Annotated in this window: 19 protein-coding genes and 4 tRNA genes; 1 reads left to right on the top strand and 22 read right to left on the bottom strand. The window is 36.4% G+C overall.

Annotated elements, in window-relative coordinates; all coding sequences use genetic code 11:
- Nucleotide 1: 1 nt before the first annotated feature.
- The 15 genes from rplK to FBR08_RS09015 all read right to left on the bottom strand — a co-directional run bounded on the left by rplK (nt 2) and on the right by FBR08_RS09015 (nt 9,399).
- Nucleotides 2-439 carry a 50S ribosomal protein L11 gene (gene rplK / locus FBR08_RS09085; protein WP_115091730.1) on the bottom strand — a complete coding sequence of 146 codons (438 nt, stop codon included), beginning with the start codon at nt 437-439 and terminating at the stop codon, nt 2-4.
- Between the two features lie 54 nt (nt 440-493).
- Nucleotides 494-1,048: a transcription termination/antitermination protein NusG gene (gene nusG / locus FBR08_RS09080; RefSeq protein WP_002987569.1), complete on the bottom strand. Its 555-nt coding sequence runs from the start codon at nt 1,046-1,048 to the stop codon at nt 494-496.
- Between the two features lie 12 nt (nt 1,049-1,060).
- Nucleotides 1,061-1,258, bottom strand: a complete 198-nt coding sequence (gene secE / locus FBR08_RS09075) for a preprotein translocase subunit SecE (protein ID WP_158962438.1) — start codon at nt 1,256-1,258, stop codon at nt 1,061-1,063.
- 15 nt (nt 1,259-1,273) lie between these two features.
- A tRNA-Trp gene (locus FBR08_RS09070) sits at nt 1,274-1,344 on the bottom strand.
- Nucleotides 1,345-1,399: 55 nt separating this feature from the next.
- On the bottom strand, nt 1,400-2,587 hold the full coding sequence (tuf, locus tag FBR08_RS09065; RefSeq protein WP_158962437.1) for an elongation factor Tu: 1,188 nt from the start codon (nt 2,585-2,587) through the stop codon (nt 1,400-1,402).
- A gap of 58 nt (nt 2,588-2,645) precedes the next feature.
- Nucleotides 2,646-2,717: transfer RNA gene (locus FBR08_RS09060), tRNA-Thr, on the bottom strand.
- A 23-nt stretch (nt 2,718-2,740) separates the two neighbouring features.
- Nucleotides 2,741-2,821, bottom strand: a tRNA-Tyr gene (locus FBR08_RS09055).
- Between the two features lie 31 nt (nt 2,822-2,852).
- A tRNA-Thr gene (locus FBR08_RS09050) sits at nt 2,853-2,926 on the bottom strand.
- A 93-nt stretch (nt 2,927-3,019) separates the two neighbouring features.
- Entirely contained in the window at nt 3,020-3,319 is a 300-nt protein-coding gene (gene hpf, locus FBR08_RS09045) for a ribosome hibernation-promoting factor, HPF/YfiA family (RefSeq protein WP_002987573.1), read from the bottom strand.
- 22 nt (nt 3,320-3,341) lie between these two features.
- Nucleotides 3,342-4,241 carry a tyrosine-type recombinase/integrase gene (locus FBR08_RS09040; RefSeq protein ID WP_158962436.1) on the bottom strand — a complete coding sequence of 300 codons (900 nt, stop codon included), beginning with the start codon at nt 4,239-4,241 and terminating at the stop codon, nt 3,342-3,344.
- 68 nt (nt 4,242-4,309) lie between these two features.
- Complete coding sequence (gene rpsU, locus FBR08_RS09035; protein ID WP_158962435.1) at nt 4,310-4,504, bottom strand: 30S ribosomal protein S21; 195 nt, start codon at nt 4,502-4,504, stop codon at nt 4,310-4,312.
- Nucleotides 4,505-4,664: 160 nt separating this feature from the next.
- On the bottom strand, nt 4,665-5,411 hold the full coding sequence (locus FBR08_RS09030; RefSeq protein ID WP_158962434.1) for a LytR/AlgR family response regulator transcription factor: 747 nt from the start codon (nt 5,409-5,411) through the stop codon (nt 4,665-4,667).
- Nucleotides 5,408-6,493 (bottom strand): sensor histidine kinase, encoded by a 1,086-nt coding sequence (locus FBR08_RS09025; RefSeq protein ID WP_158962433.1) that lies wholly within the window; start codon nt 6,491-6,493, stop codon nt 5,408-5,410. The genes FBR08_RS09030 and FBR08_RS09025 overlap by 4 nt, the downstream gene beginning before the upstream one ends.
- Nucleotides 6,494-6,546: 53 nt before the next feature.
- Entirely contained in the window at nt 6,547-7,170 is a 624-nt protein-coding gene (locus tag FBR08_RS09020; RefSeq protein ID WP_158962432.1) for a tetratricopeptide repeat protein, read from the bottom strand.
- 96 nt (nt 7,171-7,266) lie between these two features.
- A complete protein-coding gene (locus tag FBR08_RS09015) occupies nt 7,267-9,399 on the bottom strand; it encodes a TonB-dependent receptor (RefSeq protein ID WP_158962431.1) in 2,133 nt (710 codons plus the stop codon).
- A 325-nt stretch (nt 9,400-9,724) separates the two neighbouring features.
- On the opposite strand from FBR08_RS09015, the gene FBR08_RS09010 reads away from it, so the two are divergent.
- Nucleotides 9,725-10,912, top strand: a complete 1,188-nt coding sequence (locus tag FBR08_RS09010; protein WP_158962430.1) for a dicarboxylate/amino acid:cation symporter — start codon at nt 9,725-9,727, stop codon at nt 10,910-10,912.
- Nucleotides 10,913-11,010: 98 nt separating this feature from the next.
- On the opposite strand, the gene FBR08_RS09005 is transcribed toward FBR08_RS09010, so the two are convergent.
- From FBR08_RS09005 to FBR08_RS08975, 7 genes are all read right to left on the bottom strand, one after another.
- Complete coding sequence (locus FBR08_RS09005; protein ID WP_158962429.1) at nt 11,011-12,153, bottom strand: acyl-CoA dehydrogenase family protein; 1,143 nt, start codon at nt 12,151-12,153, stop codon at nt 11,011-11,013.
- Between the two features lie 11 nt (nt 12,154-12,164).
- On the bottom strand, nt 12,165-12,986 hold the full coding sequence (locus tag FBR08_RS09000) for a ComEA family DNA-binding protein (protein WP_233266072.1): 822 nt from the start codon (nt 12,984-12,986) through the stop codon (nt 12,165-12,167).
- A gap of 133 nt (nt 12,987-13,119) precedes the next feature.
- Nucleotides 13,120-13,341 carry a PspC domain-containing protein gene (locus FBR08_RS08995; RefSeq protein WP_158962428.1) on the bottom strand — a complete coding sequence of 74 codons (222 nt, stop codon included), beginning with the start codon at nt 13,339-13,341 and terminating at the stop codon, nt 13,120-13,122.
- A gap of 28 nt (nt 13,342-13,369) precedes the next feature.
- Entirely contained in the window at nt 13,370-14,659 is a 1,290-nt protein-coding gene (locus FBR08_RS08990; RefSeq protein ID WP_158962427.1) for a DUF2851 family protein, read from the bottom strand.
- 102 nt (nt 14,660-14,761) lie between these two features.
- The gene (locus tag FBR08_RS08985) at nt 14,762-16,798 is read right to left on the bottom strand and encodes a putative porin (protein ID WP_158962426.1); all 2,037 of its coding nucleotides are present in this window, start codon (nt 16,796-16,798) and stop codon (nt 14,762-14,764) included.
- Between the two features lie 204 nt (nt 16,799-17,002).
- Nucleotides 17,003-18,460, bottom strand: coding sequence for a RagB/SusD family nutrient uptake outer membrane protein (locus FBR08_RS08980; protein WP_158962425.1), 1,458 nt, complete (start codon nt 18,458-18,460; stop codon nt 17,003-17,005).
- Nucleotides 18,461-18,465: 5 nt separating this feature from the next.
- Nucleotides 18,466-21,513 carry a SusC/RagA family TonB-linked outer membrane protein gene (locus FBR08_RS08975; protein WP_158962424.1) on the bottom strand — a complete coding sequence of 1,016 codons (3,048 nt, stop codon included), beginning with the start codon at nt 21,511-21,513 and terminating at the stop codon, nt 18,466-18,468.
- Between the last annotated feature and the right edge of the window lie 164 nt (nt 21,514-21,677).

Raw genomic sequence — 21,677 nt, 5'->3', positions numbered from 1 at the left:
ATTAAAAAGGAGCTGTTCCCGTTACTGATATACCCATAGATCTTGCAGTACCCGCGATCATTGACATCGCTGATTCAACAGAAAATGCGTTCAAATCCGGCATTTTGTCTTCTGCGATAGCACGTACTTGTTCCCAAGTTACGCTAGCTACTTTTTTTCTATTAGGCTCACCAGATCCAGATTTCACTTTTGCAGCCTCTAATAATTGAACAGCAGCAGGTGGCGTTTTAACAACAAATTCAAATGATTTGTCTTTGTACACAGTAATTTGTACTGGTAAAACTTTACCGGGTTTATCTTGTGTTCTAGCATTAAATTGCTTACAGAACTCCATGATGTTAACTCCAGCAGCCCCCAAAGCAGGTCCAACCGGTGGCGAAGGATTCGCAGCACCTCCCTTAACTTGTAGTTTAACTACTTTACTAATTTCTTTTGCCATTTCTAAAAAAATTTAGCACATCTCTTTTGGAAGCAAAGATGCGTCTATGTAACATTATATTTTTTCTACTTGTGTAAAGCTTAATTCTAAAGGTGTTTTTCTTCCAAAAATCTTCACCATTACCTCTAGCTTGCGCTTATCTTCATTTATATTTTCGATGGTTGCATCGAAACCTTTAAATGGACCATCAGTCACTTTTACTGACTCACCAACTTCATAAGGAATTGCACCTGAATCAACTTTAACCGCCAATTCATCGACTTTTCCTAACATGCGATTTACTTCCGATTCTCTTAAAGGAACAGGGTCTCCCCCACGTGTTTCTCCCAAGAATCCAATAACTCCTGTTATCGATTTAATAGCATGCGGAACCTCTCCTGTCAAGTTAGCCTCAATCATCACATAGCCTGGAAAATAGACACGTTCAGTTGTTTTCTTCTTACCATTCTTGTCTTCAGACACCACTTTTTCAGTTGGTACTAAAACTTGCGAAAGATAATCTGACAACCCTAAACGAGAAATTTCAGTTTCGATATAATTCTTCACTTTATTCTCTTGTCCACTTACCGCACGAACCACATACCATTTTTTGACATTTGTATCAGCCATAATATTATCTCCTTATGATCTTATCCAATTATAAAACTTTCCTAATAAGTCCCCAAACAAACTATCTACACCCCATGTAGCAAGTGACAATAGAATTGCAAAAATCGCAATAACGATTGTATACTTTTGCACTTCAGCCCAAGGAGACCAAGTAACGTTTGACTTAAGTTCTGTAAAAGCTTCTGATATGTAATTAAATACCTTTGCCATGTTATATTGTTTTTGCACGGGTGGAGGGATTCGAACCCCCATCAACGGTTTTGGAGACCGCTATTCTACCCTTGAACTACACCCGTTTGTTATAAAAGTCAGCGGTTACCCGCTGACTTTAAAATTTATTTATACTAAAAATTAGTCTAAAATTTCAGTTACCTGACCAGCACCTACTGTTCTACCACCTTCACGGATAGCAAAACGTAGACCTAATGATAATGCGATTGGGCTTAACAACTCAACATTGATAGTTAAGTTATCTCCAGGCATAACCATCTCAGTTCCTTCTGGTAATTGGATTGTTCCAGTTACGTCAGTTGTACGAACGTAGAATTGAGGACGGTAATTGTTATGGAATGGAGTGTGACGTCCACCTTCTTCTTTTTTCAAGATATAAACCTCAGCTTTAAATCTAGCGTGTGGTTTTACTGAACCTGGCTTACAAATAACCATACCACGACGGATATCAGTTTTGTCAATACCTCTCAATAATAAACCTACGTTATCTCCAGCTTCACCACGGTCTAAGATTTTACGGAACATCTCAACTCCTGTTACAGTAGAAGTTAATTTGTCAGCTCCCATACCGATGATTTCAACAGGATCTCCTGTATTAGCAACTCCAGTTTCGATACGTCCTGTAGCAACAGTTCCACGTCCTGTAATTGTAAATACGTCTTCAACTGGCATTAAGAATGGTTTTTCGTTGTCACGTACTGGCTCTTCGATCCAAGCATCAACTTCATCCATTAATTGTAATAATGCATCAACCCATTTTTGCTCTCCGTTTAAAGCTCCTAAAGCAGAACCTTGAACTACTGGTCCATTATCACCGTCATATTGGTAGAAAGATAATAAATCTCTAACTTCCATTTCAACAAGCTCTAATAACTCAGCGTCATCTACTAAGTCAACTTTGTTTAAGAAAACAACAATTCTAGGAATACCTACTTGGCGTCCTAATAAGATGTGCTCGCGAGTTTGTGGCATTGGTCCATCAGTAGCAGCAACTACTAAGATAGCACCATCCATTTGAGCAGCACCAGTAACCATGTTTTTCACGTAATCCGCGTGACCTGGACAGTCAACGTGTGCATAGTGACGGTTTTTAGTTTGGTACTCTACGTGAGAAGTATTAATTGTAATACCACGCTCTTTTTCTTCTGGAGCATTATCAATTGAATCAAATGAACGAGCTTCTGAGAATCCTGCGTCAGCTAAAACTTTAGTAATAGCAGCAGTAGTAGTAGTTTTACCGTGGTCAACGTGTCCGATAGTACCGATATTTAAGTGCGGTTTCGAACGATCAAAAGTTTCCTTTGCCATGATCTAATAATTTAATCTTAGTTATATAATTAGTGTTCAAATATAATAAAAAAACCTGAGCCAATGACGGGATTTGAACCCGTGACCTCTTCCTTACCAAGGAAGCACTCTACCCCTGAGCTACACCGGCTTATGCATTTTTATATTTAGTCGTGGGGAGAGCAGGATTCGAACCTGCGAAGGTTTCCCAACGGATTTACAGTCCGTCCTCGTTGGCCGCTTGAGTATCTCCCCTCAAACCTTGTGTTTGTTGTCTTTTTCTTTGAGCCGATAGAGGGACTCGAACCCACGACCTGCTGATTACAAATCAGCTGCTCTAGCCAACTGAGCTACACCGGCATTTCACTCAATAGAAAAAGTCCGCTATTTCTAACGGACTGCAAATGTATATATTTTATTGATTAAAAAAAACAATTTCCTGATTTTTTTCCATTAATGTGCTTTCATTTTCTCTTTATACTTCACAACCATGCGTTCAATAGCATCGGCTCCTAAATCAACTCCCTCTTCAAAAGTTTTACAAGTTTTTTTCGCCACGATATCGTCTCCCGGAACTAATAATTTCACCTCAACTGTTTTATTTTCTTTCTCATTGGTATTTTCTACTTTCAAAAATACATCAACAGAAATCACTTTATCGTAAAACTTACCTACTTTCAGCATTCTTTCGTTGATAAAATCTACTAACTTACGATCTACGTTAAAATTAACGGCCTGAATGTTTACTTTCATAACTTCCTGTTTTTAAGGTTTTCTAATTTTTTTTCTTCAACCTTGGATGTGTCCTCTTATATGTCTCTTTCAATTCTTTCAAATTTACATGCGCATAAACTTCTGTCGAAGCCAAGCTTTGATGCCCCATCAACTCCTTTATTGAATTGATATCCGCACCATTTTCTAACAGATGCGTAGCAAAAGCATGCCGTAACATATGAGGACTATTTTTCTCCTTTGTTGTTGTCTTACTAAAATATAAATTAATCATTCGATAAACAAATATTTCATCAACTTTAGCACCCTTACTATCTATTAAAAAATCGTTAATTTTCTGAACATCGCTCAAAACAATCTCTCGCTCTGCAAGATAACGCTTCAAGAGCAACGACAAAGGCTCTATCATCGGAACATAGCGAACCTTATTTCCCTTACCTGTTATGCGAATCATTTGTGTATAAAAATCCACATCAGCCAACTGCACACCACATAGTTCACTTCTTCGCAACCCTAGACAGTACAACATTTCTACAATTACCAAATCCCTCAACGCGTCAAATCCCTCTTGTTCTTCCAACGACAACCGCACAGCATCAACCTCCGCCACCGAAAAGGGCAATTGCAATTTCTTTTCAACTTTAAGCGTTTTGTGCTGTTGCAGCGGGCTAACTTCTACAGCCCCCACTTTCATCAAAAATTTATAAAAGGCCTTAAGCGCACTCATCTTTCGATTAATGGAACGCTTACTGATATTTCCCTCCATCAAAGCAACAATCCACAAACGCACCACCTCGTATTTAATTGTCAAGTAATCTCGTGTTGACTCTTCCACAAAAACCAAAAAAGAAGCAACATCATGGTGATATGCCTCAAGGGTATGAGCAGAATAATTCTTCTCCTTCTCTAAATACTCCAGAAATTTCTGTACATTTTTATCCATAAAAAAACCGTTGTAACAAAGATAATACTTTATTACAACGGCTTTATGTTTTAACCCAATGTTTAAGTCTAGATTTCTACTGAATCTCTTAATCCTTGGATATATGCAGCTTTTTGCATTTTGTCTCTTTTTAAAACCGACGGTTTTGTAAAGTGCTGACGAGATCTTAATTGACGTAACGTACCTGTTCTGTCAAATTTTCTTTTGTAGCGCTTTAGTGCTCTATCGATATTTTCTCCGTCTTTAATTGGAATGATCAACATGTTTTCATACACCTCCTCTCATTTGGTGATGCAAAAGTAAGGCTTTTTTCATACAACACAACAAAAAAATAGATTTTTATTCTATAATTTTTTATTCCCCGTTATTCCTCCTCCCTAATTAACTCCTTCACCAACAATTTAAAACAAGTAGATCTAAGGGTTAATTTGCCCCAAGCCACAGTTTAAAATCACTCACGCGTTCTCTGCTGACAATCACCTCATCACTATAGTTCAACAATACTAATTTAAGTCGAGAAGTCGACAGTTGAACGATTTGAACAATATGATCAATCGCCACAACTTGATAGCGATTAACGCGAAAAAACTTAGTTGGATCAACCATTTTTAAAACAGCTTCAATTGAAGATTCTTCTAACAACTGATTTTTCCCTTCTCTCGTCGCCATATACACTCCGCGATCTTCCCTATAAAAACACACTACTTCCTCAAGTAAAACCATTTTGATGTGCATACCCACTTTCGTCATTAGCCGTTTAGCATAAGCAGGAGCATCATGCGCGGTCTTGAGGATTTGTACTTTTTGTCCGATTCTATTCTGTTGTGTTCTGTACTTATTGATTGCAGCTACTAACGCTGTCGGATCAATGGGTTTTAATAAATAATCAATACTGTTTAGTTTAAACGCTTTCACCGCATAATGATCAAAACTCGTCACAAAGATAATAGCGCTGTGTTTCAATACTACCTGCTCGAATATTTCCAATGACAACCCATCTGTCAATTGAATGTCGGCAAAGATTAAATCGGGTTCTTCATTCTGTAGAAACCAAGGAATGGCTTCTCCTACTGAATATAACATCTGCTGCACAGTAAAGCCTAACTTCTCCAACTCGCGCATCAATAATCGCGCAGCAGGTTTTTCGTCTTCTATAATAACTATATTCATATTTCATCTTTACTATACAGTGGTATTTTCACACTAAACCCATCTGTTACATCTTGTATTTCTATCTCTTTTTTCACCAACAACTGGCATCGTTTAGACAAATTTTGCAATCCCACACCTGATGAATACACTTGATTGGGTTTTCCACTTTTTTCATTCCACAGAACCAGATAATCACCCTCCATTTTTAATTCTATTCTCAGCTTCCCTTCGGACGGAATTGTATTGTGCTTCACTACATTCTCTATCAACAATTGCAAGCTTAACGTAGGCACTTGTACTTCGCTATTTTGCATCACCTCTTTTTCAATATGAAAATCAATCGCATTGTCATAGCGAACATTCAACAGATAAACGTAGTCTTTAATAAATAGCAGTTCATCGGCTAACGCACAAGAGGTATCATCAAGACGTTCCAACACATAGCGGTATATTTTAGAAAAAGAACGTGCGAATTGCTCTGCTTTTGCTGAATCTTCTTGAATCGTACTAATTAACACATTTAAATTGTTAAACAAAAAATGAGGAGACAATTGTTCTTTCATGTGTGCTATTTGGGTTTTCTGCAACGCAATTTCCATTTCTTTGTTTTTCAATTCTAGCAGTCTTACCTGATCATTATATGAAAATACAAATACAATCAGAATAATAAAAAAACTAATTAACACCACACCTAGCAAATCAGCTAGATGCAAGTTTCTTCCAGAATAAAAGGAAGAGAAGGAGACATCATAAAAAGCCCACAACAAAACACTCAAGAAAAAATAATACGAGAAAATAGACACCAGTAACCCATTGGCAAAAAATACGATATTGCGCAAATTTCTACGCAATGGAATTTTTGCCTTCTGATCTCGTTTGTTCAGCATAAAATTCAACAATAGCGTAGTAGCAACGTTCGCCCCATAAATAAGTAAGGTAATCAAAAAAGAAAGCAGTGCATTTTTCGAGAATAGATAATCCACATAAGAAAAATCAGTTACATGTCTCGCTTTATTAAAGTAATAATAAGACGTAGACATACAGCTAACTACACCAAAAATCACCACTAATGTTATATGTCGATACCAATTAATACACATGATTTCTTTCCCTTTTTACGATGACCCAAAAATACAATAAAACAAACTATCCCTTAATTTTTATTTACACACAACTCTTGTGTTTTTACAGCCCAATCCTTTCCCCAAGAGGGATAGAAAGGAATCTCACTTGTTTGTTGATCGAATAATTCAATTGATTTATGCAACATCTTACAATAGTAATCTACATCTACTTTCATAAATTTCGCACTATTTAAATGAAAACTAGCAAGGGAATATACTGCTCTTGGATTCTTTGGATTTAATGCTACAGCTTGCTCATAGGCTTGATTAATGATTGGACTTTGAGTCATCCCTTTCGTCATGGGATCAGTAATGAGTTCTAATGTTTCATTCATTCCTTTTAACACATACCATTCTTCCCCTCCTTTATTCAGCCATTGCTCAATGATGATGCGATTGCGTTCAATCTCCTCTTCTACAGCTGCTTCCTGTGGATTGTTGAAACCCTGTGTTATTTCAATAAATACCTGATAATATACAGGCACCCAATTTTCCTTGTCAGAAGCAGCAATGCGCTCCAAAAGAGCTATAGCTTCTTTTATTTGCCCACCTTGCCATTGCTCAAGGGCTTTCTGCATACCTTTTTCGTATTTAGATTGCCCAAAACACACTAAACTAAATACAGTAAAACCTAAAATTAATAACTTTTTCATCGAGTACATTTTTAAATATAAACTAAATGTAGAGCAACATGACCTAAACCAAAAACAACACTGCGCGAATGGTCAAGGAGTACGTCTGAACTGTACTTATAGATTCTCTAATTGATTTGACTTTTTATCTTTGCTAATTGTCCACATAAACCCAACATAGATAAATCGCTTTGCAGAAGCCTGAACCAAATCTGGTTGTCCTCCAATTTGATTAAACTGATAAGCATAGGTAGGATTGCGTCCCAGTAGATTATCCACCGAAGCATAGAGTATTTTCTGTCCGCTTACTAAATAAGCCCAACTTAGACTCACATTGTGAATAGCACTAGTTGTATACCGCACTTGATTTGTGCTATCAACCGAATAAAAATAACGGGGGCTACTGTAGTTATAAGTCATACTTACTTGAGATTTCCATTTTTCTATCCAGTATTTCGTCACAACAGCTACGTGATGCTTTGATACATACGAGGGTTGTATCGATTGCTCCCAATACGCCTCCTTTCGCTTAGAATCGAGATAGGTATAGGTTATCCAATACGCAAAGTTTTTAAAGGTTGTATTGTCTCTCCAAAACAAGTCTAGACCTCTTGCATATCCTTCTCCTAATTGCGTGAATGCTTTTTCTTCTCTTACAGGAGTTAGCAGCAACTTATCATAGGTTTTGTAAAACAATTCAGTCCTTAGCTCTCGTTTTTTAAAGGTGTAAGAATAATTCAGGATATAGTGACTGGCCTGCATCCAATCTTCTTTTTTCACCTCCAATGCCTGTTCGAGTGCTAGTGTTTGATTAAAAATTCCATATGAAAAAGAGAGCTGTTGTTTAGCATCCAATTGATAGGTTACTCTCGTTCTTGGTTCAATCGTCCATGTTGGAATTGCAGTATATTTATTTACTCGCACTCCTGCTCTCAGCGTTAAATCAGGTACAATTGTCCAGTTATTCTCAACAAAGAATGCAGTGTTTGTTGCATCGGCTTCGATATCTTGAGTATATCCCTCTATCCCTCTTGTCAAATCTAATTGAGCACGATGAATATCTACTCCAACCATCGTATGCAACGCTCGATTCCATTGATATGACAACTTTACTTTTTGATTCAAATCCCAATTCTTCCTTCCCATGTACTTTTCATTATAATTTCCTTTATAATGAGTATAGCCTAATCCCGTACCGATATCTAATTTTAAAAACGGCGTTAGTTTTTTAAGGTATACACTATTCAGATAAACGTTATTTGATCGAAAAGATAAGGTATCGATTCGCTGACTTGGCTTTACAGCTTGTTCATATTCCATTTCAGAGAGGTCAACTGCAACATACAGTTTATATCCTCCTTCTTTTATCTCTCGTTTATACACCATTTCACCTGATGTAGTGGCAAATGGTTTTTTCGTTGTATACTGTTGTTTGATAACCTTGGTGTACGCTCCTAAATTTAGGTAGTTCAAATGGTAAGACAACGAGTTTTTCCCCCACTGATGCGTTTCAGCAAAACTAACTCCAACGGTAGAAATAGAACTATCTTTTCGCGATGGATCAATTGCATTCGAAGTATCTAATTCCAATATACCTGATAAAGCGTCTCCAAATTCCGCACTATATCCTCCTGCAGAAAATGACATCCCTTTAAACAAGAACGGATTAAATTTAGATCGAACAGGTACATTTCCTACTGTAGCCGTATAAGGTTGAAATACTTTAATCCCATTGACATACATACCGCTTTCCTCTGCTTTTCCCCCCCGTATTAAAAGTCGTCCGTCTTCCCCATTAGTTTGTGCACCTGGCAAAGTATTCAAAACCCCCATAATATTACCTGGACTCCCTGCAGTACTAACAACATCCATGGCATTAAAAACGAAATGCTCACTTTTTCTTCTTTGATCATTCCCCTCTGTCTTGATGACGATTTCTCCTAGCAACTCTTCACCTTCCTGCATGACAAACTGATGAACAGTATTGGGTTTGATTGCAATGGGAACTGTGAGATGGAGATAATTTGGGTGCTTTAATTTCAACACCCCCTCTACCAGGCTATCTTCAACTTCAAATGAAAAATATCCTTTCGCATCAGACAACGCTCCGTCAAAACTTCCTTCAAGATACACATTGACTTGTTCAATAGGTTTATGCTTCTTATTTAGCACAGTCCCTGCTATTCGTATATGCTGCGCTTGCAGGGTAAACCATCCCAAGGTGACCAACAAACCAAACCGTATTTTCATCTTCTCTCTATTCTCAATTACAATACAAACGTAGTTCACAACTCCTTCCACTCAAAAAAAGGGTGCGCGAATGGTTGATTTAGGTGTGCGAATGGCAAAAAAACAACTAGTTATCATTTTTAAATCAATTCTATTACTCTCTTCTTTTGAGTAGAATAAAAAAGATTTCATTGTTTGATTACAATATTTATAAAAACATACTATTTGAATACTAAATTCTTTAATTCTCCTAGTCTACCATCTATATGGTATTTTACTTTTCAGATGCAAGAAAAACAATCGTTGCTTTTTATTTTTACCCCTAATTCTATATAAAATATTGTCTATGAAAAAAATAGTAAACAACACCATTTTTCGCTTATTACTTGGTGTAATAATTGGTCTTCTCCTTGGGGGGTATCTCAATGATGCACTTCTGCAAATTATCTTATCGACACGTCATATCTTAGGTCAAGTAATTTTGTTTCTAGTTCCTTTAATCATACTTGGCTTTGTAGTTTCTTCGATCACCAAACTCGATAAAGATTCAATAAAGATTATTAGTTTTTCTGTTTTAATTGCTTATCTATCGAGCATAGGCGCTGGTTTTTTTAGCTCCATTTTGGGATATGAATTAATTCCTAGATTAGAGATTGCAAACACAGCTAATGATTTGAGAGAAATACCCGCTATGTTATTTAAATTAGATATTCCTCCAGTATTTGGCGTGATGACTTCACTAACCTTAGCACTGATGATTGGTATTGGCATATTATGGACAGACGCAAGGCCTTTAGAACGGGCTTTTGATCAGTTTAAGGCTATTGTTTTGTTGTTAGTCAATCGCATACTAATTCCTATTCTTCCTTTTTACATCATGAGTAATTTTGCCTTACTCAGTTATGAAGGATCGATTCAATCTCAGCTCCCCGTATTCTTAACGGTGATTTTAATTGTACTAGTGGCTCATTTCGTTTGGTTAGCTGTGCTTTATGCGATTGCGGGAATTTACAGCAGAAAGAACCCCTGGGAGATCTTGAAGCATTATGGTCCAGCCTATTTAACAGCGGTAGGAACCATGTCATCGGCAGCTACTTTAGGTGTAGCGTTGCATGCTGCTAATCAAAGTAAAGTGCTTCACCCGTCCATAACAAACTTCACTATTCCTTTTTTCTCGAACATTCACCTGTGTGGTTCCGTATTGACAGAGGTATTCTTTGTGATGACAGTTTCTTTGGTCTTGTACGGTACTTTACCTGATTTTGGAACGATGATTCTCTTTATTCTGTTATTGGGTATTTTTGCCATTGGTGCTCCTGGAGTTCCTGGAGGTACTGTTATGGCTTCCTTGGGAATTATAACATCCGTACTTGGCTTTGACGATGCGGGAATTGCGCTAACATTAACCATTTTCGCCTTACAAGATAGTTTTGGAACAGCTTGTAATATAACAGGCGATGGTGCCTTGAGCTTACTAGTTACTAAGTTCAGTGAAGGAAATGAACAAACAGGAGAGGAAGGAGAGATGGGATAATTTTTCTCAGTAAAAATCACCTTCTCTTTCAAGGCTTATCTCATAAAAACTAAAAAGGTCAACCCTCGGGTTGACCTTTTTAGTATATAATAAAGAAACTACTCTTTTAAGATATTTCTAGAAATAACTAACTTTTGAATTTCCGTTGTTCCTTCTCCAATGGTACATAGTTTTGAATCACGGAAGAATTTTTCAACTGGGAAATCTTTCGTGTATCCATACCCGCCGTGAATTTGGATTGCATCAGTAGAAACTTTCACACACACTTCAGAAGCATACATTTTTGCCATTGCTCCTAATTTAGTCATGGGTTTATTGTTGTTTTTCAAGAAAGCTGCTTTGTGCAATAACAATTCAGAAGCTTCGATTTCAGTAGCCATATCTGCTAATTTGAATCCGATTGCTTGGAAATCGCTAATTGGTTTTCCAAACTGCACTCTTTCTTTTGAATATTTCAACGCTGCTTCGTAAGCTCCTTTAGCAATTCCTAAAGATAATGCTCCGATTGAGATACGACCACCATCTAATACTTTCATCGCTTGGATAAATCCTTCTCCAACTTCACCTAAGCGGTTTGCATCTGGAACACGACAATTATCAAAAATCAATTCTGCGGTCTCTGAAGCACGCATTCCCAATTTATTTTCTTTTTTTCCACTTGAAAATCCTGGGGTACCTTTTTCAACTACGAAAGCAGTCATTCCACGTGAATCTCCTTTTTCTCCTGTACGAACAATAACAACTGCTACATTACCAGAAATCGCGTGCGTAATAAAGTTTTTAGCTCCATTCAACACCCAATGATCACCATCTTTAACAGCCGTAGTACTCATTCCACCTGCATCAGAACCCGTATTGTGCTCCGTTAATCCCCAAGCACCAATCCACTCTGCAGTTGCTAATTTTGGCAACCATCTTTTCTTTTGCTCCTCATTGGCAAATGTCAAAATGTGGTTTGTACATAATGAATTATGAGCCGCAACAGATAAACCAATTGACGAATCTACTTTTGATATTTCTTCTACAATGGTAATATATTCGTGGTAATTCAGTCCTGATCCTCCGTATTCTTCTGGAACCAGTACTCCCATATAACCCATTTCTCCTAATTTCTTAAATAAATCAACAGGAAAAATCTGTGCTTCATCCCACTCCATAATATATGGACGAATATTTTGTTCTGCGAAATCTCTAATAGACTCAGCAATCATTGCTTGAGTTTCATTGTATTCAAAATTCATGGTTGTTTAATTTAATTCCTAATTTCCAAATATAAACTAATTATATCAATCTTGTCAAGAGGAATTTTTTCAATTTCTTTTAATTGCTCTTTATTAACGAAATCACCGTGTAAACTTCTATATTTAACAATCTCTCTTGCGAGATAATAATTCAAATAAGGTATATTTTTCAAATCATTAATAGTTGAGTTATTCAAATCTATTGGCGTTTTTGCGCTTGGTGTAAGAACGGCAAACTGCAATAAAATTGATTCCACTACTTGCTGAGATAATCCATACACAAACTTGACCTGATCCATGTGGACATATCCCCCCCATCGATCGCGATCATCTAAAATTCGCTTAGATAAGACGGGGCCAATACCGTGGATTTCTTGTAATTCGGTGGCAGTTGCTACATTGATATCGCGTACATCTTTCGCGCTCACCCTTGTTTGGGATTGATTTCCTACAGTACTAGAACGACTAGTAGCGGTAGCGGTCTTTTTTTTGTATCGATTTCCAAATATAAAATAACGTTCATACTTCTCCATCCATCTATTCGAAACACCTGTCAACTGTTGAAACTCTTGAGCAGAATTAATATACTGGTTTTCTGACCTATACACTAATATACGATCAATTTCCACTGGAGTCAATTCGAGTATATATCCCTTGTAATCGGTTATGTAATTTGGATTAAACGGATAAATGGTGTCTTTTTTCTTCGCGTTCATCAGACGCAAACTATCTAGTTCTCTTTGGATGGATTGTTGCTCATCACGAGCTAATACGTACTGATTATTGGTTGTTGGTTGTTGTTGATAATACAAAAACAATAGAAATTGTATCATCAAAAAAATAACTAGGAAAGCAATAAAACCTCGTTTTTGAGATTGGGTATAATAATACCAGTGATAAAAATATTTCATACAACACACAGCGTTGTGCATCACTAGTCAAAGCGGAAAGTTCGTCTATTTAGTTTTACAAATCAAATACAGAACTGCGTTTCGTATAGATTAAATCTTTTAACCTTACAATAAAGGCTAAGGTCAGATAGAGTGCAAAAGCCAATCCCAACGTAAAAAAAGACAGATAAATAAAAAAGAGGCGAATATTAGTCACGCGAATTCCCAAGCGATCACCCAAACGGGTAGATACTTTAAATCCGTGCTTTTCAAAAAAATAACGCAAATTGTTTATCATATTCCAATTTCTTTGTAGCAATACAAATTTAGTTCTTTTTATTTAAAATTGCCATGCCTACTGCGCAAGACAAACATTTATTCCACAGACAGTACTTTTTGTTTAATTGAATCATGGCTTGCGAATCAAAAGCACTTTCTAAATTCACTCCTTCTTTTTGAAATAACGTAGTTACTGCATTCGTTTCTAGTTGGAGTTGCCTACTCATTTCGACAATTTGTTCCACATGTTCTGCATTTCCTTTCTGGCGTTCAAATATAAATTGAATGGGAATAATTGTGTTCAAGAGCAGGAGCTCTTGAAAAGGGGTTGACAATTTTTTTGTTGCTTTTTTTCCTTCTTTTCCAAATGCGTAATGGGTTTGCCAATACGCACTGACATCCGTTTGAAGCATGCTTTTTAATTCACTTATGCCCTGCATTTGAAGCAGTGCAGCAAATTTGTACTTCTGACTATAGATCAACGAGGCTAATTGAGCTAAGCGAATAGTAGGGAAATTAGTGGGTCTCAGTTTAAAGAAATGCATTTCTTGAACATTGCGTTCCTTGAGCTGGTATTTGTGTCGAAAAAACGTCCATCGTTTGGTCAAATCCCAATAGTAACGATCGAGTATTTCCTTTTCTTCCGCATTCAAGAATCCAGCCATTCCAAAGAGCAAGGCTTCAATATTGGGTAACTCATCTCCTTCTTTAAGTAGCGTTTGAATAGGCAGTGCTCTTGCTAGAGAGAAAAAAGCATCCCCATTGATGTTTAATCCAAAGTTTTTAGCGAGCATACACCATAGCACCTGATTCCAATCGCCTTTTGTATCTGTTAGGAGCGACTCAATTTGCATCCCCTTTTCTTCTAAGCGTTCTACATATAAGGTCTCTTTCCATTTATACCAGGCAATTGGAGTTAGACTATCCCCTATTAAGGTTTGGCAATTAATGGTTGCTTTAGGTGCAAAGAGTCGCTGTGTTTGTGTTAATACTGCTGGTTGAATGTAGGTAGGTACAAGCAAAGTAGGTATTTCTATGCCTTGAGAATTAAACACGGGTGTATCATATTCCCATACAACGTGTAAAATTACATTATCATACCGAACATCTCGTTCGTGATGATGCCGATACCAATCCGAAGATTGGAGATGAACTTCAATATTACCAGCCCAAACTTGTCCATCAATGGAAATTTGTGCATTAAAAAAATCAGGGCCAGCCAACGTAGACCATTGCCCTGGATGAATAACGCTAATCTCTTGCTTTTGTTCCGTCTGCAAGAATGGCGTGGTAAACAATTGCTTTTCCCAAACGTAGTGTACAAAAGCTTCTTTCATGATTTCTCCTTTTTTGTCTGTAAAACAAGAGCAACAAAAATCTAACCAAAGCAAATGTCAACCACAAAAAAAGGTTGATCTCTTGATCAACCTTGCTGTATTTTAACTAAAGAAGTTCCAAACTAATCCAAATCTAAATGTAAAATCTTTGTACGGATAATTTGGTGCAGTATAATATTTATATCCTGACATACTTGCATTAAAATGTTCCAGAACAAAGTAAATACGCGCTGTACGCACTTTCATATCAATAAAGAAATCAAAAACGGGATAATCCCCAATCTTCACTTTATCTTGTACATAAAAATCTCCAATCACCGGGTTGTAATCATTACCGTAGAATTTACTAAAATACGTAAATGTAATTCCCGTTTGAAATTTCAGGGCTTTATCAAATAAAGCTCCTTTGTAATAGAATGTATTACGCGTTAACAGTTTTGGAACATTGAGTATATTCTCGTCTTGATCTACTTCTTGATATAAGATAGTATTATCTAACCCAAATCTTCCCAATTTAATTTCTTTGGAAGCCTGAAGCGATAGGAAGTTAATTGTTTTACCATATTGTTTCGGTGTTACCAACAATTGTTTCGCAATACCAAAATCATTGTAAACTGGATTATCATTAGAGAAATACAGTTTGTCTTTGATTACTTGGTAACTCCCTTCCAATGTTACCCACGGCGTGGTAAGCGTAGCATCAAATTGATTAATTTTCTCATTGTTGAAGCTGTTGTTCCAGTTGTAATTCACATAATCACTTTGATACAAATAATAGTTCAAATTTCCCATGCGACTCAACTTTTGATACCCCGCTTGCAATCCGATATTCTCCGCTAAGGCATAATCGATATTCACTTGAATATTACTTGTATTATCGTTTCCTAGGGAATTATACAACAACAAGAATGCTTTCCAATTTTCTTTTTTATAGGTGTATTTCCCTCCAATTAACGTTATGTTTTTTTCTAATACGCTGGGAATAAATTCTTCATTTATCGTAGCAACACTATTGTATTGGTAGTTGTATTTATAAAAATCTGCAAAAACTTCTACTCTTCCTAATAATCCAGATTGAAAAGCAGCGCCTACTTTATTTGACAACGTATAATACTTTGTTTTGTTCGAGATAGAAGATTTAAACGATGCCCCAAAACGATCTTTCTGTGTATAATTGCTATTTAGATTTTCTTGACTGTATTCAAAAAATTTATCTTCATATGTAAATTCATGCGTTAATAGGATTCCATTCGCTAGTGAACTATTCAACTGATACTCGTGATGCAGAAACATGCGTTTTCCTTTTAACAAGGATTCACCATCTCGAAAATACACATTCAAACGTTCGCGTTTATTATAAGGTTTCTCACTTGTTTCAAACAAATTTAAATCGCGAATTCCACCATTCTCTTGATTCAAAATATCTTGAGCCACAAAATGCGTAAACAACACATAGCGTTTGTTTGGGGAATAGTAGCTTCCTCCAATTCTAAAATTCCCTGTTGAAGACAATTGGCTCATGTATTTACCAAGTGAACGCATGCCTTTATAGGCCAAAAACATATTCAGATGTTCGCTTGTATTCAATGTGATAAAGGCATCTAAACTCTGCCCTTGTTTCATTACGGTTTTATAATACATTTCCGTACGAGGCGTTGGGCTGGAATGATAGGTAATATCCTCAGCCTTCATATAATTGAAATGCTTGGCTTCAAAACCAAAACCAGGTAATACACTATTTTCTTTTTGACTATACTTTAAGGTAGCATAAGTTTGTCCTTCATTGGCAAAGGGCAACAAGCCAAAATTATCTTTGCGCAAATAATTGAACTTATAGTAGTTCTTTAAAGTGAGCGCCGTATCTACTGCAATCGTATCGCGTAGAATCGTAATGATTTTATAGTCCTTCATAGGAGCAATAGAATCTTTCTTTACCTTTTCTCGCAGGCTGCGTTTTTCATTATTCTCTTGCTGGATATTTTGGTTACCCAAATTATTTGGATCTCCAAAATTATTTTGATTGCCGTAATTCGAATTATTACCTTGATTTTGTTCACTAAAGTTGTATTTTTTTATTGTCCCCTGAGAGTAAGACAACAAGCTCATGAAACAAAAAAACAAGTAAAGACACTTTCGCATAAAAACTAAATTTAAGCAAAGGTAAATTTATTTTTATTATAATGGTGATACCGAGCTAATTTAAGGGAATAAAAAAGAAGTTGTCTGAAAAGATGGGGGAGTCACTAGAGAATTGAATATTCGAAGTTCCTTCTGTGCGAGGGTGCGAGTGAAAATGGAAAAAAACAAAAGAGGGTGACCTTTGGGACACCCTCTTCTATTTTATTAAAAACCTTTGTTTTGTTGAATTCCGCTTGCATTGATTTCCGACTGAGGTATTGGAAATGACAATCTTTGATCTCCATATTTAACCGGTTCAATTTCTCCTTTCGAATTTCTCAATCGCGGATTAACAACTTCTAAATGAAATCGCATTAAATCTTCAAAGCCAAACCCTTCAAATAACAATTCTTTTTGTCTTTCAAGGCGTATATCTTCTAAATCGTACGAGGCAACATCGGTATAATTTAACAACCTATTTTGTCTCAATGAATTTAATAACTCTAATCCTTCAGCTGAACTTGCATTATTTATACGATAGTCAGCCTCCACAAATGTTAACAGCATTTCTTCGTAGCGTATTAACTTCAGATTAGATTCCATTTTTGGATATTTACCCACATTTCTCAATTCACCATACACAACATTAATCATCGTTCTCTCAGCACGAATATCATTAGCAGGGAGCACTTTAATTACTACTCCATCTTCATCTGTAACATATTCAGGTGCATCATCACCAAATAATTCATCCACATCAAAATTTACTAGCATGTCTCCATACCCAATTGCATGAGTAACATAGATATAGTACAAGGAATCTGTACCTGAGTTAAAAACTTTATCACGAGACATTTCAAATATTGTATTCCCTTGTGGATCACCTGCAATGTAAGAATCCGTAAATAGCGCTCTTTCAATAATACGCCCTGTACTAGCAGACATTGCTAAAGAAGCGTTGTTCTTGGCTACTTCTAAATCGCTTGATTCCCAATTAGAAAAAAACAAGGCCATTCTTGCTTTAAAAGCATAAGCAGCTGCCAATGATACTTTTACTTTACTACCTGTATTCGCTTCTGATAGCAATTCGATTCCTTTATCCAAATCAGCATAAATACTCAATCTATTTTCGCCAACTGTTGAACGGGTAACTTTATCGTCCGTTGCAGCATATTTAGTGATATAAGGCACCCCAAGTCCAGCTAAACCTTTATTATCGACATATTGCTGTCCATATAAACGCATCACATCAAAATGAGCTAAGGCTCTAAGAATATGGGCTTGTCCTCTTAATTTTTTCACTTCTTTACTATCTGGCACTTGAGATTCTAAAGCTCGATTTGTTTCCGAGATAACAAGATAAATCTGCTTCCAAGTGTCTGCTGCATAACGAGCAGTCGAATTGATTGTAAAAGCAGATATACTTCCAACGCGATTTGTTCTATTATCAGAATAGGCGTTTGAACGAGCATCTGAAAATGCTAAAACATTATTTCCATAATATTTAGCATCGGTCATTAACGCATAAGCCCCTATTACAGTTGCATCTAATTGCTTTTCCGTTTGTATTGGATCTTTTGTATAATCAATATTTTCGGATATCTTCGGATCTAATGAACATGATGCTAAAGAAATACTCGCCATAGCAACCAATATCCAAACTTGTTTAAGTGTTCTTTTCATCGTAATTAAAATTTAACGTTAAGAGAAAAAACTACAGACTTCAATGGTGGAGAAGCTAGTTCAATAAATCCTGTAGCGTCTACTTCAGGATCATATTTTAAACGTCCATCTTTCACCCATGTTAAGGGATTTAGAGCGGATACAGAGAAATTAACTCCATCTACTCCAATTGCTTTTACTGCTTGTTTACTCAAATTGTAACCAAAAGTAATTTGTCGTAAGCGAATATGGTCTCCATCATATAAAAATCTGGTTGATGGTTTAGTATAATTATCACTTACATCTTTTTCACCATCATATGTTAGCTTAGGAACATTTGTGATATCTCCAGGTTTTTGCCAACGGTCTAACAATTCGCTATCAGCATTATAAGCATATAACGCTGTACTATTTGGTTCATGAGTAATTTGTGACCACATATCGTACACTTTATACCCTGTTGCAAATGTAAACAATGCATCCAAATAGAACCCTTTGAAATCAATATGTGTATTAAATCCTCCTGTTACTTTAGGCAAAGCACTCGCTCCTTGGAAACGACTTTCAGCATCGCTATACTTATTCGTTTTAGTACCATCTGCCATATACCATTGAGCCGCACCAGTCTGAGCATCTACGCCTGCATAGGTTGGCATATACCATTCATTAATAGCTCTTCCTTCTTTATCAGCCGTGAAGGATTTAATTGCCAATGGCATTTCGGTTAATCGATTGCGAACCGTACCTATATTGGCGCCAATTGACCAATTAAAATCTTTTGAACGAATAATTTCCACATTTAATTCTCCTTCAACTCCGCTATTCTCTAATTTTCCTTGGTTAATCCACTTCTCAGAAAATCCAGAAGTCATTGATAAAGGTTGTCTATACAATAAGTCTTTAGTTTTACTTTGGTAATAAGCAAAACTACCCGTAATGCGATTATCAATAAAACCGAATTCCAATCCAAAATCTAGTTTAGTTTGTTTTTCCCATCCTAAAGCTCCACCAATTTGCGTACTAATTAAACCTGCTTCTAGACTGTAAGAATCTTTAGTAAGTAAATGTTGGTACACATTAGGATTAATAGAGGAGTTCCCCGTAGAACCATATGAACCTCTTAAACGCAACGTACTAATCGCCTTAGAATCTAACAGAAAATCTTCTTGGTGAATATTCCATGCAGCACCAACTGCCCAGAAAGTTCCCCAACGATTATTACTAGAAAAACGAGAAGAACCTTCTTGTCTAATTGTTAAATCAACTAAATACTTATTGGCATACGAATAGTTTATCAATCCTAAATAACTCAACTGCATCCAATCATAATATTCAGAAGCAGCAGTAAAATTTGCAGCAGCACCACCTAAGGTAGTTAATCCTTGTGGCATTACTTGTCCATCCGCAGAAAGTCTATTATACTTATTTTTTTGGTATTCCATCAAGGCTTTCACATCAAAACGATGATTTTCGCCTAAGTAAAAATTGTAGTTCAATGAATTTTGCCATACATAATTGAATACCCTACGATCTGACTGTGCAGCAAAACCATCTGTAGATCTACCGTCTCCATGTAGCGGGTTGTAATAGGCCTGATGATTAGCTAAAGTGTAATCCAAACCAATTGTCGATTCAAATTTCAAATTATCCAAAAGCTTGTACCCGATTGCATTATTTGAAATAACTCGTGTTAAATCATTTTCAGTTAAATTCTCCTTTACTGTATATAGAATATTTGGCAGTCCTCCTAATAAACCTGAATTAATATTATATGATCCATCTTTGTTATAAGGATTTGCCCAAGGATTCATTAATCTTCCAGATAAATTTGGATTACTGAAGAAAGCTCCCCCTTCTAAAATTCCATTTTGTTTGATATTCGAAACATTTGCTCCGATTCTAATATCAATTTTATCACTTAAATTACGGGTAAAACTGAATGAACCTGTTACCCTTCTAAAATCAGTTCCAATTACCGTTCCTTCTGTTTTTTCATGACCAATAGAGGCCATATACGTTCCTTTCTCATCTCCTCCAGTTACAGAGAAATTCAAACTAGACATGGGTGCATTTTTTACTTTGACCATTTCAGACCAATCAAAATCTTGCATCCCATTATCTCTCCAATTCATATAGATGTCATAACGTCCCATTACATCATCTGTCTCATAATTATCAATAACCCATTCTTTGGTAATTCCTGCCTTTTCACCTCCTAATGTATTGTAAAGAGCTTCAATCCACAAATCTCCTTTTTCTTTTGATGATAAGAAACGAGGTCCTTTTACCGCTTTATTTTGAAACCCAATGGATGATCTGAAACTATAACTTGGTTTTCCTTGTTTACCGCGTTTAGTAGTAATTAAGATTACCCCATTCGATCCACGAGCACCATATACTGAAGTAGCCCCTGCATCTTTTAAAACGGTCATAGACTCAATATCTTCAGGATTAATAGCAGCCAATGGAGATAAACTAGTAACATCATCACTATCTGACAAGTTCGAGTTAATAATTGGAATTCCGTCAATCACATACAAAGGCTCATTTGTTGCTGAAACGGAGTTACGTCCACGAATACGGATGTTTTGCACTGCTCCAGGAGAACCAGATGTTGTGGCCATTTGTAAACCCGCCACACGTCCTTGTAAAGCTTGATCAGCAGAAACAACTGGTGTACTCGCAATGACTTCTCCTTTTACAGCAACCACATTACCCGTTACTTCATTTTTAGTCTTCACCTGACCATAAGCTAAAACAACTACCTCCTCTAATTCACTGCCTTCTGCATGAAGAGCAGTATTAAACACATTGGCATTTCCAACCGTGTGTTTTACTTCTTTCATCCCTATAAAAGAAAAAACAAGTACTTGTCCTGGTTTTGCTTTTATTGAGTATTTACCATCTAAATCGGTTTGCGTCCCCAATTGGGTTCCTTGAATCACAACCGTTACTCCTGGCAGCGGCATACCATCTTCTGATACCACTCCAGAAAGTGTTTTCTCTTGTGCGAATCCCACCTGTACCAGCAGGATCATTATGCACGCATAAATCCACTTAATCTTCGATCTCATTCTTAAAAAATTGATTAGTTAGTTAAACAAATCTAAACAATTTTTTAACAAGTAACAAGTAAATTTTAACAAACTTTCAATAGTATTTATACATCATAAGTGTATTCTATAAAAAAACACCAATTTTAAACGTATTTATTCATAATAAAACCAATTTAGTTGCA

This window comes from Myroides fluvii, from assembly GCF_009792295.1.
In the GTDB taxonomy this organism is placed as follows: Bacteria; Bacteroidota; Bacteroidia; order Flavobacteriales; family Flavobacteriaceae; genus Flavobacterium; species Flavobacterium fluvii_A.
This window is presented reverse-complemented; position numbering and strand designations above follow the sequence as displayed.

Excerpts from the sequence above, each read along its gene's own strand:
- rplK (WP_115091730.1), bottom strand. The coding sequence starts at position 439 with ATGGCAAAAGAAATTAGTAAAGTAGTTAAACTACAAGTTAAGGGAGGT.
- nusG (WP_002987569.1), bottom strand. The coding sequence starts at position 1,048 with ATGGCTGATACAAATGTCAAAAAATGGTATGTGGTTCGTGCGGTAAGT.
- secE (WP_158962438.1), bottom strand. The coding sequence starts at position 1,258 with ATGGCAAAGGTATTTAATTACATATCAGAAGCTTTTACAGAACTTAAG.
- tuf (WP_158962437.1), bottom strand. The coding sequence starts at position 2,587 with ATGGCAAAGGAAACTTTTGATCGTTCGAAACCGCACTTAAATATCGGT.
- hpf (WP_002987573.1), bottom strand. The coding sequence starts at position 3,319 with ATGAAAGTAAACATTCAGGCCGTTAATTTTAACGTAGATCGTAAGTTA.
- FBR08_RS09040 (WP_158962436.1), bottom strand. The coding sequence starts at position 4,241 with ATGGATAAAAATGTACAGAAATTTCTGGAGTATTTAGAGAAGGAGAAG.
- rpsU (WP_158962435.1), bottom strand. The coding sequence starts at position 4,504 with ATGTTGATCATTCCAATTAAAGACGGAGAAAATATCGATAGAGCACTA.
- FBR08_RS09030 (WP_158962434.1), bottom strand. The coding sequence starts at position 5,411 with ATGAATATAGTTATTATAGAAGACGAAAAACCTGCTGCGCGATTATTG.
- FBR08_RS09025 (WP_158962433.1), bottom strand. The coding sequence starts at position 6,493 with ATGTGTATTAATTGGTATCGACATATAACATTAGTGGTGATTTTTGGT.
- FBR08_RS09020 (WP_158962432.1), bottom strand. The coding sequence starts at position 7,170 with ATGAAAAAGTTATTAATTTTAGGTTTTACTGTATTTAGTTTAGTGTGT.
- FBR08_RS09015 (WP_158962431.1), bottom strand. The coding sequence starts at position 9,399 with ATGAAAATACGGTTTGGTTTGTTGGTCACCTTGGGATGGTTTACCCTG.
- FBR08_RS09010 (WP_158962430.1), top strand. The coding sequence starts at position 9,725 with ATGAAAAAAATAGTAAACAACACCATTTTTCGCTTATTACTTGGTGTA.
- FBR08_RS09005 (WP_158962429.1), bottom strand. The coding sequence starts at position 12,153 with ATGAATTTTGAATACAATGAAACTCAAGCAATGATTGCTGAGTCTATT.
- FBR08_RS09000 (WP_233266072.1), bottom strand. The coding sequence starts at position 12,986 with ATGATACAATTTCTATTGTTTTTGTATTATCAACAACAACCAACAACC.
- FBR08_RS08995 (WP_158962428.1), bottom strand. The coding sequence starts at position 13,341 with ATGATAAACAATTTGCGTTATTTTTTTGAAAAGCACGGATTTAAAGTA.
- FBR08_RS08990 (WP_158962427.1), bottom strand. The coding sequence starts at position 14,659 with ATGAAAGAAGCTTTTGTACACTACGTTTGGGAAAAGCAATTGTTTACC.
- FBR08_RS08985 (WP_158962426.1), bottom strand. The coding sequence starts at position 16,798 with ATGCGAAAGTGTCTTTACTTGTTTTTTTGTTTCATGAGCTTGTTGTCT.
- FBR08_RS08980 (WP_158962425.1), bottom strand. The coding sequence starts at position 18,460 with ATGAAAAGAACACTTAAACAAGTTTGGATATTGGTTGCTATGGCGAGT.
- FBR08_RS08975 (WP_158962424.1), bottom strand. The coding sequence starts at position 21,513 with ATGAGATCGAAGATTAAGTGGATTTATGCGTGCATAATGATCCTGCTG.